Raw genomic sequence first — 12,741 nt, forward strand, 5'->3', positions numbered from 1 at the left:
TTTAGTCTCTATTTCTATTGCCAAATAGTAAGAAAAGTCTTAAAAATTGTAAAGCTGTCGTAAGTGTTGCTGCTACATATGTGTAAGCTGCAGCTTTTAACATATTTGCTGCATACTTATTTTCCTCACCTACAAGCATACCAGATTCTTCGAGAACATTTAGGGCACGTCTAGATGCATTAAATTCTACTGGAAGAGTCACTATTTGAAATAATAATGTTATAGCAAATAAAATTAATCCTATATCTAAAAGATTTTGGCTAGAAAGAAACATACCAGCAATTATAACTGGAAAACTCAATTTAGATCCAAAGTTCACAGCTGGGACAAGCCAAGATTTAACTTGTAATGGTACATATCCTTCTTTGTATTGAATAACATGACCCAACTCATGGGCCGCTACAGCTACAGAAGCTATAGAAGTATCTTTTATAGATTCTGGTGAAAGAGCAACTTCTTTAGTAGCCGGATTAAAATAATCTCCCATAGCTTTTGAAATCTGTTTTATCTTTATATCATTATATCCATGAGTATCTATAATATAATCTGCCGTTTGTTTTCCTGTTATATGTTTTTGTGTATCAATTTTACTATATTTTGCAAAGGCTTTTTGAACATTAGCCTGCGCAATCATCGTTATGATAAATCCGATAAGTACAAGAACGTAAGTTCTATCAAATCCATAATAATAAGGCATAAAAACCTCCCAATCTTTTTTATGAATTATACCCTAAATATAGATACTAATAAAAATAAACATAGAAAAAGGGCTCTAAAGGCCCTGTTTCTTTTAGAAAAGAATAAGTTAGTCCTAGTTTTCAAAAGGGAAAACTATAAGGAATTAATAATGAAAAACCTAGCTATTTAATAGCTACTTATATTATAGCATAGAAAAAAATTATTGCAAACATTTTCTTAAATTTATTTGATTATTTTCTACACGCTATAATTTCCTACTATTTATAAGTTAAATCTTTAACTCATATTTTTCTTTCGATTAGATTAGCGTTTTCATTTGATCCTATCAAGATTAATACATCACTCTCATTTATTCTAGTATCATGGTTTATATCCATAATCATTTCTTCATCTCTCATAATACCAACCATGTTCATTTTGTATTTATTTCTAAAATCTAAATCTCCTACTGTGTTGCCTACCCACTCTTTTTTAGCTACAATCTCTATTAATGAATAATCATTAGAAAATTGAATATTTTCTATTAAATTAGTTCCTGATAAGGACCTAGCTAGTCTTTCAGCTGTATCTAACTCTGGATATATAATATAATCTGCCCCGATCTTCTTTAATATCCTTGCATGAGATTGGCTTGTAGCTTTTGCTATAACTTCTGGAATGCCTTCATCTTTACAAATTAGAGTTGCTTCTATAGAAGATTCCAAATCCGTGCCAGTTGCTATTATTGCAACATCATAATTATTTATCCCTAAAGATTTCATAGCTACATCTTCTGCTATATCCGCTTGTACAGCACTCGAAACATTGTTGGCTATTTTTTCTACCTTATTTATATCTTTATCAACCGCTGTTACATACATCCCTTTTTCAAATAATTTTGTAGAAAGAGCTTGACCAAATCTACCTATTCCTAAAACAATTATATTTTTTTGCATAATATCTCCTAACCTATACTTATAAAACTTTCTGGATATCTAATTAATTTTTCATCTGTTTTTAAACCAAAGGCAAAAGCCATAGTCATTGGACCAACCCTACCTAGGTACATGCAAAAGCCTATTAAAATTTTAGCAATCTTAGAAAGCTCTGGAGTTATTCCTCTAGTAGCACCTACTGTTGCCAAAGCAGAAACTGTTTCATATAAAATATCTATAAAACTGAATCCATCTATCAGAGATATAAAAAAGCTTACGATCAAAACTATAAACATCGATATAAATACTATAGATAAAGCTTTCTTGATATTTTGATCACTAATTCTTCTTTTAAAAATTACAGGTTCTTTTTCATTTTTTATAACCGATACTGTAGCCAATAATAATACTGCAAATGTTGTTGTCTTAACTCCTCCAGCTGTAGATCCTGGTGAACCACCTATAAACATAAGTATTATAAGCACCAAAGCGGTAGATTCTTTAATTTTTCCCAGCTCTACTGAGTAAAATCCAGCTGTTCTTGCTGATACAGATTGTAAAAATGATTCTAATATACCTGCTCCTAAACTCTCTTTTTGTAAAACTCCACCATCTCCAGATTCAATTATAAAAAAACCTAAGGCACCAATAACTATTAAAAATATAGTTGTCATTAGTACTAGTTTGGTGTGTGTAGATAAATTTTTTAAGCTTCTCTTATAATAAAGTTCACTAGTTACCATAAATCCAAGACCACCTATTACAATTAAAGCCATAATTGTAATGTTTACTAGATAATCACTTCTTAACGGATAAAGAGAATCCCCCAAAGTATCAAATCCGGCATTACAAAATGCTGATATAGAGTGAAATATAGAATACCATATACCTGTCTTAATGCCATAGCTTGGTATAAACCTAAATGAAAGCAAAACCGCTCCAATGCTTTCTACTGCTAAAGTGAATACTAGAACATACCTAAATAGCTTAATCATTCCCTCTGTATTTTCTACATTTAGCTGCTCCTTTAAAATAATCCTAGACTTTATTCCTATCTTTTTTCCTAAAAGCAGAGGTATTAAAGAGGCAACAGTCATTATCCCTAAACCACCGATTTGGATTAATAAAATAATAACTAATTGCCCCATGAAATTCCAGTGTTCGGCCGTATTGACAGGGCTAAGTCCTGTTACACAAGATGCACTAGCTGCTACGAAAAAAGAATCAATAATTCCAGTTCTATTACCACTTTGAGTAACAAATGGTGTACTTAAAATCAACCCGCCTATTGTAATTAAAATCAGAAATCCAATAGCCAAAACAAAAGCTGGATTTTCTGTAGAATTTTGAATTTTTCTATTCAAAAATTTACTTTGCATAAATAAACCTTCCTTAAAGACCCAAATGGGATGTCGCAGAATGAATAAATCGTCCCAAAATAATTAGAAGAACCTCTACGAAAATTTTGCCTACACGGGCCAACAGGTCATGTAAAAACTTTCCCAAGAGAACTTTCTAATGATGGGACGATAATTATTCATAGTTTTGCAACCGCCATTAATCTAATGCAATTTTACAACCGATTATTTATAATGTCAACAAAGATACATCAATCTATTTTATAATTTTTTACGGGTATAATACTTATAAAATTAAAATAATCATACATTGAAAGGAGATGAAATGAAAAAGTTAAAAAAAGCTGTAAACTTATTATTTTTAAGTTTTTTAGTTTTTATACCACAAACGGTCTTTGCTGAAAACTTTGATCATATCAATATAGATGTTGATGTTGATAAAAATGGTATAGGAAAAGTAAATGAAGAGTGGCAAATTGATGAAAGAGATAATGATTTTAGTGAAAGATATAAAAATATTGAAAATCTAAAAGGAATTAAAATTGAAGATTTTTCCGTATCCATGGACGGTAAGAATTTTAGCCCAAAAGATCCTTGGAATATAGATGAAAGTTTTGAGCGAAAAGCTTACAAATATGGTCGCATAGACGATAACGATAATGAAGTAGAGCTTTGCTGGGGCATATCTAAACGAAATGAAAATAACACCTATGAACTAAAATATAAAATTAATCCAATAATAATTGGTCTAAATGATAGCGATATGCTATTTTTCGAATTTGTAGGAGCACGTCTAGATCCAAAACCAAATAATTTTACTATAAAAATAAATTCCTACAATCCTATAAATGAAAATACAAAGATGTGGGCTTTTGGATATGAGGGAGATATTGATAACAAAAATGGAACTATTGTTGCAAAAACAACTGGAGACATTAGCAAAGGAAGAATACTACTCAAATTCCCAAAAGGAACTTTCAATACCAGCTACAGAGAAAATAAAATTTTTGATGACTACAAAGATGTGGCCTTTGAGGGTGCTAACTTTGAAGACAGCGAAGGTACAGCCCAGCTTACAGATGACGATTCGGATTTTCCTGCTTTTTTAGTAGCCATTGTTACTCTATTTGGTATAGGTCTTGGAGCATTTGGTATAAAAAAAGCTGTGGATGAGGCAAATACCTATAAATTTGCCAACATAAAAGAAATACCAGACATAAAAAATATAAAACATTATAATTTTGATCAAATACCTTATGAGGGAAATTTAGAAGATTTATATTTAATTGCAAAGAATGCCTACCCAAATAAAACAAATTTTGATAATCTTATCAATGCATTTTTCTTAAAATGGATAAATGAAGGAGTAATTAGCTTTATAGAAGATAAAAAAGACCACGGGCCTTTTAAAAAATCCTTAGATCAAATAGAAATCAATCACAAACTAGAAAATATGGGACAAATAGAAGAAGATTTATTTGGATATCTCATAGGCGCAGCATATGAAAAAGATAGTGGGAAAATCACAGAATCATCATTAAAAAAATATATGAAGAAAAACCATAAATCCTTAGAAAATCTCTCCCAAAGAATAGACAAATCTAGTTTAGATACATTAATATCAAAAGGATATGTAGAAAAAGTAACCAAGGCAAAAGCAAGAGGCAAAACAAAAGAAGAACTCCATCTTACAGAAGAAGGTATGGATTTATACAAAAATTTTGTAGGATTCAAAAATTACCTAGAAGACTATGAAAATATAGATACAAAAAAAATTGAAGATATAAGCATTTTGGATAAATATATGATATTTGCTGCTCTGTTTGGTATCAGCGAAGATGCCTACGATAGATTTGTAAATGTAAATCCAGATTATGCATATTACGGGTTTTATAACTACCATATGATCCACCACATAAGTAACTACTCTCACGCTACAAGTACAGGTGGAGAAAGCTCATCCTTTGCAGGAGCTGGTGGATCAGCATCCTTTGGCGGAGGAGCCGGAGGATTTGGCGGTGGCGGAGGTGGCGGCCGTTAAAAAATAAAATAAAAAGTCTAATAGCAAAAAATGAACTGACTCAAAAAAGTTAGACCTAAAAACCTAACTAAAGGAGGTCAGTTCTTTTATGGCAAAATATAGCACAGAATTCAAAATGAAAGTAGTAAAAGAATATTTAGAATCCAATATCTCATATAAAAATTTATCAGATAAGTACAATATAACAACTTCAAGTATAATTAAAAACTGGGTAAATGCGTACAAGTCACAAGGCTTTGAAGAGCTAAAAGTAAAAAGGAAAAATACACAATATACAATGGAAAATTTCTTTGGAATATTAAAACAAGAAATATATTACGGAAATAAATTCTATTCGTACGAGCACTTAAAGAAAACAATTGAAGACTTCATAAAATATTATAACGAAGAAAGAATAAAAGAAAAACTAGGATATTTATCACCAGTAGAATATAGAAAGAAGAATGCAGCATAAAAATTTCCTACCCCTAGGGGTAGGAATGAAACAAAGAAATACCAGAGTAAGCTTTTAAGCTAATTCTGATACTAGGTCCAACTTTATGGGGGCACCTTAAAAAACGCTCTTAGACTTTTATCTATTTATAAATAACTTGTACCTTATTATCCTTAAAAATTTTAAGGATTTCATCCTTTTTTTCGATAGGAAAACGCCAAGTATCAATAGAATTTGAGTTGATGACCAAAGTAAATATCGCTTGCTTATCCTCAGTTATAAAATTTACTTGTTTCAGATCAGAAAATTCATGTTTTTGATTGATAAAGGATACATTTCCTTGAAAAATAAAGCCATCATGTAAAAATCCCCTATTAAATCTAGCTGCAATAACATATATTGATATAACTACACACATAACAAAAGTTTCGCTAATCTTAAATTTTATAAAGTATCCAAAAACTATAAAAATAAGCCACACAAATAAGAGAGATAAAGTATCCATCTTATTAATAGCAGGTCTAATAATAATATCCTTGCCTTTATAAAAAATAATCCCAGCAAGAATTAGAAAAATAACAGTAATTAAATAAACCATAAAATCCCCCATTCATTTGTTAATTTATACAAGTATTATATAATAGAAGAAAGCTTAAAGTAAATAAAGGATAGACTATGAAAAAATTATATTTTAAAGAAAAATTTTTCAAGATTACAGATCATTATCCAATTTTGGATGAAGATGGGAGAGAAGCTTACTACCTAGATCAGGATTTTACATTTATAGGTTATAAGTCAAGTGTAAGTGATCCTAATGGAAAAAAAATAATAAATATATCAAGAGAGCTTATAGCTTTTTTCCCAAAGTACACTATAGACTTTGCTGATGGATCCCAAATGGTTATTCAACAAAAATTCGAGTTTTTTAGACACAAAGTTCATGTTTACATGGATAATGAAACTTTAGAGCTAAAAGGCGATATATTCCACTATGACTTTGATATTAAAAATAGCTCTGATAAAAATATAGGAACAGTAAACAGGAAGATTTTTACTCTAACAGATACTTACGAACTAGCAATTTTTGATGAAAATTATACGGAGGAACTTATAGCCTTAGTAATCTGTCTAAATAATATGATAGATAGAGAACGCGCCAATTCATCAGCATCTAACGGCTAAGGAGAGAAAATGACACAACAAATATTAAATTATATAGAAAAACTTTGTAATACTCCTTCCCCAACTGGATATACAAAAAGAGCCGAAAAATACCTAATAGACGAGTTTACCAAAATGGGATACGAACCTTACCAAACTCATAAAGGAAATGTAGTTGTACCTATAAATGAAGGCAATAGTAATGGATTGCTCTTATCAGCTCATATTGATACCCTAGGTCTTATGGTTAGATCTATAAAATCAAATGGTAGAGTTCGTGTTACAACACTTGGTGGATTTCCTCTTTCTTATGCAGAACAAGAAAATGTTACAATCATAACTCGCGAAGGCAAAGAATTTACTGGAGTATTGAGAATAAATAATCCAGCAGTCCATGGTTCAAGCGATCCAAAAGAAATTACCCGAGATGATATTAATATGGAAGTAGTAATAGACGAAATCACTAATTCTTTCGAAGAAACCGAAAAACTTGGCATATCTGCAGGAGATTTTATAGCTCTTGATCCTAGATTTAGAGTGGACAATGGATTTGTGAAATCTCGTCATCTAGATGATAAGGCAAGTGCTGGACTTCTTATGGCTATTGCCAAAGATATAAAAGAAAATAATATAAAAATCAATCGTCCACTCTATATGACTTTTACAGTTTATGAAGAAGTAGGACATGGTGCAGCCAGCGGTCATCCAAAAGGAATAACTGATATGGTCGCTGTAGATATGGGTGTAGTTTATGATGACCTTAAGACAGATGAAACCAAAGTTTCAATATGTGCAAAAGATTCGTCAGGTCCATACAATTTTGATCTGACTAATGATTTAATCGAAATTGCTAAAACTGAAAATATAGATTACGCTATAGACATCTATCCATTCTATGGATCAGATGCCTCAGCAGCAGTTGTAAGTGCAAATGACTTTCGTCATGCCCTAATAGGCGCAGGAGTGGCAGCAAGTCATGGCTATGAAAGAACTCATGTAAATGGACTTAATGGCCTTTATGATTTACTAAAAGCTTATATTCAAAAATAAAATCCCATTATTAATAACTTTTAAATAAAATTGTTGTAATTTTTAATATTTTGGTTATAATTAAAGTAGCAGAAAGGGAGTAGCCCAATTATTTAGTCGTCAGAACGAATTTATATTCCGGTTAAATAAACCCTCACAAGGTGGCAAGACTTTTGGCGGTACTCGTCAAAAGTCTTTTTTATTACCATTTTTGCAAAAACATTTATAGGAGGAATTATGGACTACCAAGGTTCTAAAAAAGAAATATTAGAAAAAATTGGATCTGATCCTAAAAAGGGTCTAAGCTCTAATGAAGCAAGTAGCCGTTTGGAAAAATACGGACCCAATAAAATAGAATCATCCAATAAGAAATCTCTGGGCAAAAAAATTCTAGAGCAAATCCTTGATCCAATGGTAATCTTACTTATATTAGCATCAATAGTATCCATGTTTACTGGAGATAAAATAGAAGCTATTATAATAATTGCAATTGTAGTTATCAATGCTATTATGAGTATCTACCAAGAAGGTCAAGCCGAAGATTCTGTAGCAGCACTACAAAAAATGAGCTCTCCAGAGGCTACAGTTATTAGAGATGGCAAGCGTGGAAAGGTTAAAGCAGAAGATCTAGTACCAGGAGATATAGTTGTTCTTGAAACAGGAGATATTATACCAGCTGATATTAGGCTTCTAGACTCACGCAACCTACAAATTGATGAATCATCTTTAACAGGTGAATCTGTGTCAGTAGAAAAAGATGCTGAAGAGCTTTATGACAAAGAAGTAGGTATAGGAGATCGTAAGAACTTTGCCTATTCATCGTCAATTGTAACCTATGGACACGGTGAAGGTCTTATAACTTCAACAGGTCATAATACAGAAATCGGTAGAATAGCAACAAGTCTTGATACCGTAGAAGATAAGCAAACCCCACTACAAAGGCAACTTAAAGACCTATCTAAAAAGCTTGCTATTTTAGTAGTTATCATATGTGCATTAGTATTTGTTGTAGGCTACTTTAGAACATCAATGAGTATATTAGATAACTTTATGGTTGCAGTATCTCTTGCAGTAGCAGCAATACCTGAAGGACTTACAGCTGTTGTAACTATAGTATTATCTATAGGTATGAATAGAATGGTTGATAGAAAAGCAATAGTTAAAAACTTAGTTTCAGTAGAAACCCTAGGTTCAACTACAGCAATTTGTTCAGATAAGACAGGAACTCTTACACAAAATGAAATGACTATAACAAAAGTTTACACAGACTTTAAAGAATATGATGTTGAAGGAAGTGGATACACTCCAAAAGGTGATATCTCACACAAAGGCGATGTAATAGATGATGATAGTCAAATTAAGCTAATCATGACAATTGCATCATTAAGTAACGATGCAAACTTGATTGAAAAAAATGGATCCTACGAAATTACAGGTGATCCTACAGAAGCTGCAATGCTTACTCTATCTGAAAAATGGGATATTGTTCAAGAAGACTTAAACGAGGCTCATCCAAGAATAGATGAAATCCCATTCGATTCAGATAGAAAGATGATGACAACTTTCCATAATATTGATAAAAATTATTATGCAATGACAAAGGGTGCACCAGATGTTATGATTAATAACTCATCAAAAATTATGATAGATGGTAAGTTAGAAGATTTCACAGATGACTTAAAAGAAAAAGTTCTAAAAGAAAATACAAAACTTGCTAAACAAGCTCTTCGTGTTATGGCATATGCCTTTAAACCATATGAAAGTCTTGAAAATGAAGAGCTTTCAACAGAAAATATAGAACGTGAAATGGTATTTGTGGGCCTTACAGGTATGATTGACCCACCAAGACCAGAAGCCAAAGCAGCTGTCGAAGAGTGTCACAACTCAGGTATAGATGTATTTATGATAACAGGTGACTATTTTGAAACAGCCCTTGCTATTGCAAAAGAACTTGGTATAGCAGAATGTGAAGATCAAGCCATGCAAGGAAGCGACCTAAATAATAAGTCAGAAGAAGAAATCAGAGAAATAGTAAAGACTAAGAGAATCTTTGCCAGAGTATCTCCACAAAATAAGGTGCAATTAGTAAATGCCCTACAAGCAAATGGTGAAGTAGTAGCCATGACAGGAGATGGAGTAAATGATGCTCCAGCAATCAAAAACGCTGATATAGGTATATCAATGGGTATCACAGGAACCGACGTTGCCAAAGATACTGCTGATATGATCCTAGTAGATGATAACTTTGCTACAATAGTAAATGCAGTAGAAGAAGGTAGAGTAATTTTCTCAAATATTAAAAAGTTTGTATCTTTCCTACTTTCATGTAATATTGCAGAAGTGGCTATAGTATTTTTATCAATACTATTTGGCTTACCAAGTCCACTTACACCTATTCAACTACTTTGGCTAAACCTAGTAACAGATGCTTTTCCAGCCCTAGCACTAGGAGTTGAACCAGCGGAAGCAGATATAATGGAACGTAAACCTCGTGATCCAGATGCTGCAATTACATCAGGTGAAACAGGAAAAGGAATCATCTTCCAATCCATAGCTATAACAATATCAGTACTACTCGCCTATGTCATAGGACTAAAATACATCTTCCCTAACAACATAGAAGGTGCACATACAATGGTATTTGCAACACTTATAACAAGTGAACTTCTAAGAGCATTCTCAGTAAGAAGTGAAAAATATACTCTAAAAGAACTAGGTTGGTTCTCAAACAAGAACCTAGTAAAAGCAAATCTATTATCCTTTGCCCTATTACTAGTAGTAATGTATGTTCCAATCCTTAGAAAGCTCTTTGAACTAGAATTTATATCATGGCAATGGTGGATAATACTACTACTATCATTCCTACCACTACTTATAGGCGAGATTAGAAAAAGAATTAGAAAATAGTTTAAAATTAACTTAAGTAAACTATGTAAGATTTTACGTATAAAAACCTCCTGATTAGTGTAAAGAAAATTAATCAGGGGGATTTTTATTATGAGAACAGATCAAAAAACTGGAGTTAGGTGGCTCCAGTCTTATTTACTATATTCTTATGACTTGTTATCTAACCATTATTAAAGAAAAGATCTTATGAATGTATAAGGCGGCTTCTATAGTTAACTTTTTTTATAACTTGACACATATTCTAAATCTGAAAATCAAAAATATACCCTATACCTAAATCACTGTTAAAAATATACATAGTTCTATGGCCATGCTTATCAATATTTTTTTCAAAAGAGTATACAGTATTAGGCTTTTTTTCTAAAGAATCTATAGAATCACATAAGTCATTATAATTATCTATCTCAGACTCGTATGTCGACATCATTGTTTTGAACCTTTTTACCTCCTTATAGTAATTATCATCTATACTTTTTCCGTCTATTTTTTCATCTTTTTTAGATTTAATTTCATATATATCAAAATAATCATCACCAAAAGCTCTTTCAGATTTAAATATCCTCTTTGTATAATAAGGCTTATCTATATGATAAGGCTTTTCTAAAACTATCAAAGATACCCCTAATATTATTGTAAAAATTAAAAAATATATATTCTTTTTATTTTTCATTTTTATTTCTGCATTTCTATAGAAACATTTATAGGTTTTAAAACATCGATATGCTGATTTAAATATCCCCAATTATTAACAAGTGTAGAAAATGTATTTTTATAGTCTGTTTTTAGTGAAAAGTCAAATGTATCGGTAATATATAATTTATTAGTTTTACTGTTAGAATACTCAAAAGCATGGATCGCATAATATAAATCTTTGCTATCATTCATTGTAAATCTATCACTATCTTCTCCTGATTGTATCCTATCATAGACTTTCGTTTTCTTTATTGCTGTAGAAAATGCACCATTTGCTTCATAATATCTCATGCCATCAACCGAATATTCTACAAGTGTTCCGGATAATGGATATCCATTATTTCTAGCTATTTTTGCTGCTGCTTTCCATGCTACTTTCAATTGGTTTTGTACACTAGAAGAAGAACCTGTAGATCTATAAGATATATTATTTTTATTATTAGCTACATAGTCAATAACTTCGTTTAATTGATCATCATCCATATTATCTAATGACTCTGTCATTTTTAGATTATCTTCAAGTGTATTAACATCTAAAACATCAATCGGTGTTTCAAATTTTTTTGCAGAAACATAAGAAACACTATTTTGAGACCCATTATCTAAATTATCCGCTTTTACATTCTTTAGTGGAACTAAAAACATAAATGTAAACATAGCAACAATAGTGACTTCTTTTAAAACTTTATTCATTTTATCTACCTCCATATAATTTTTTAACCATAGATTACTCTATTCCTATTAACAGCTTACCCAATTCATTAGTAATAAAACAAAAAAACATAATTCCATATTTATAACTCATCTACAAAAAAGCTTGTATTGAACAATGATAGAGGAACTTAAAGCACGATATATGCTTAAAATCAGGTCTTAATCTCAAGCATTTATATACCTTGATGGGAGAATTTAAATTGAAGTTTGAATTTGAATAAGTCACACTAGCATAGAATTAGATGTCTATATGTACACAAAAACTTATAAACACTTATCCTTATTTAAGATCTAGGTCAATCCATATCTTTGAGTTAAATTCCTATTTTCCCTTGTGCTTTTGCTTACGCTTTCTTTTTTTAAGCTCATACTTTTTCTCCTTTTCTAATCTCATTTTTTGTTTTTTATTAGCTTGTTTTTCCAACTTATATTTTTCTTTTTGCCTTTCCAATGCTAATTGAGATTTTGTGGATACTCCTACCTGTTTGCTTTGTCTTCCAGCTTCTCTCTGCAGTCTTTTAGGATTAGTTGCTTTCTTTTTAAGTTTAATATTAATATCTTGACTAAATCTAAGCTTATTATAATTTTTCAAAATAAAATTATATACTTCGTTATTTGTTGGCTCCGAACCAAAAACCACCCTACAAACTGATAAAGAGTTATCCTCAACCCTCTCAAAAACTCCTACCCAAAACGGATCCTCAAAATATACAGTTAATTTTATTGATACTTTATTCATACATACCCTCCTTTATTTTTTCAAAGAATGGACAACCCGGAGGGGAAGGTTAC

The 12,741-nt window shown here is 31.2% G+C and carries 11 protein-coding genes and 2 pseudogenes; 6 read left to right on the forward strand and 7 right to left on the reverse strand.

The features are described from left to right. Position 1: 1 nt before the first annotated feature. From J2Z39_RS06385 to J2Z39_RS06395, 3 genes are all read right to left on the reverse strand, one after another. Positions 2–697 (reverse strand): zinc metallopeptidase, encoded by a 696-nt coding sequence (locus tag J2Z39_RS06385; protein ID WP_117522163.1) that lies wholly within the window; start codon positions 695–697, stop codon positions 2–4. 283 nt (positions 698–980) lie between these two features. Beyond that, on the reverse strand, positions 981–1,634 hold the full coding sequence (locus J2Z39_RS06390; protein WP_209814354.1) for a potassium channel family protein: 654 nt from the start codon (positions 1,632–1,634) through the stop codon (positions 981–983). An 8-nt stretch (positions 1,635–1,642) separates the two neighbouring features. After that, positions 1,643–2,992: a TrkH family potassium uptake protein gene (locus J2Z39_RS06395; RefSeq protein ID WP_209814356.1), complete on the reverse strand. Its 1,350-nt coding sequence runs from the start codon at positions 2,990–2,992 to the stop codon at positions 1,643–1,645. 304 nt (positions 2,993–3,296) lie between these two features. Here J2Z39_RS06395 and J2Z39_RS06400 point away from each other — a divergent pair, with 304 nt between their 5' ends. From J2Z39_RS06400 to J2Z39_RS08495, 3 genes and pseudogenes are all read left to right on the forward strand, one after another. Further along, positions 3,297–5,012: a DUF2207 family protein gene (locus tag J2Z39_RS06400; RefSeq protein WP_209814358.1), complete on the forward strand. Its 1,716-nt coding sequence runs from the start codon at positions 3,297–3,299 to the stop codon at positions 5,010–5,012. A gap of 88 nt (positions 5,013–5,100) precedes the next feature. Then, positions 5,101–5,265: pseudogene (locus J2Z39_RS08615) on the forward strand (transposase); the annotation flags it as partial. Between the two features lie 24 nt (positions 5,266–5,289). After that, positions 5,290–5,466: pseudogene (locus tag J2Z39_RS08495) on the forward strand (IS3 family transposase); the annotation flags it as partial. A 121-nt stretch (positions 5,467–5,587) separates the two neighbouring features. Here the strand turns inward: J2Z39_RS08495 and J2Z39_RS06410 are convergent. Then, entirely contained in the window at positions 5,588–6,043 is a 456-nt protein-coding gene (locus J2Z39_RS06410) for a hypothetical protein (RefSeq protein ID WP_117522173.1), read from the reverse strand. 77 nt (positions 6,044–6,120) lie between these two features. Here J2Z39_RS06410 and J2Z39_RS06415 point away from each other — a divergent pair, with 77 nt between their 5' ends. The 3 genes from J2Z39_RS06415 (at position 6,121) to J2Z39_RS06425 (ending at position 10,542) form a co-directional block, all read left to right on the forward strand. Next, positions 6,121–6,627, forward strand: coding sequence for an LURP-one-related/scramblase family protein (locus J2Z39_RS06415; RefSeq protein ID WP_117522174.1), 507 nt, complete (start codon positions 6,121–6,123; stop codon positions 6,625–6,627). Positions 6,628–6,636: 9 nt separating this feature from the next. Beyond that, complete coding sequence (locus J2Z39_RS06420; protein WP_209814362.1) at positions 6,637–7,656, forward strand: M42 family metallopeptidase; 1,020 nt, start codon at positions 6,637–6,639, stop codon at positions 7,654–7,656. Positions 7,657–7,872: 216 nt separating this feature from the next. Next, complete coding sequence (locus tag J2Z39_RS06425; protein ID WP_209814364.1) at positions 7,873–10,542, forward strand: cation-translocating P-type ATPase; 2,670 nt, start codon at positions 7,873–7,875, stop codon at positions 10,540–10,542. A 241-nt stretch (positions 10,543–10,783) separates the two neighbouring features. On the opposite strand, the gene J2Z39_RS06430 is transcribed toward J2Z39_RS06425, so the two are convergent. From J2Z39_RS06430 to J2Z39_RS06440, 3 genes are all read right to left on the reverse strand, one after another. Further along, on the reverse strand, positions 10,784–11,155 hold the full coding sequence (locus J2Z39_RS06430) for a hypothetical protein (RefSeq protein ID WP_209814365.1): 372 nt from the start codon (positions 11,153–11,155) through the stop codon (positions 10,784–10,786). Between the two features lie 59 nt (positions 11,156–11,214). Next, positions 11,215–11,928: a hypothetical protein gene (locus J2Z39_RS06435; protein WP_209814366.1), complete on the reverse strand. Its 714-nt coding sequence runs from the start codon at positions 11,926–11,928 to the stop codon at positions 11,215–11,217. Between the two features lie 343 nt (positions 11,929–12,271). Beyond that, positions 12,272–12,688, reverse strand: a complete 417-nt coding sequence (locus tag J2Z39_RS06440; protein ID WP_209814367.1) for a YjdF family protein — start codon at positions 12,686–12,688, stop codon at positions 12,272–12,274. Positions 12,689–12,741: the final 53 nt, after the last annotated feature.

Origin of the sequence: Anaerococcus nagyae (assembly GCF_017874535.1) — a bacterium.
In the GTDB taxonomy this organism is placed as follows: Bacteria; Bacillota; Clostridia; order Tissierellales; family Peptoniphilaceae; genus Anaerococcus; species Anaerococcus nagyae.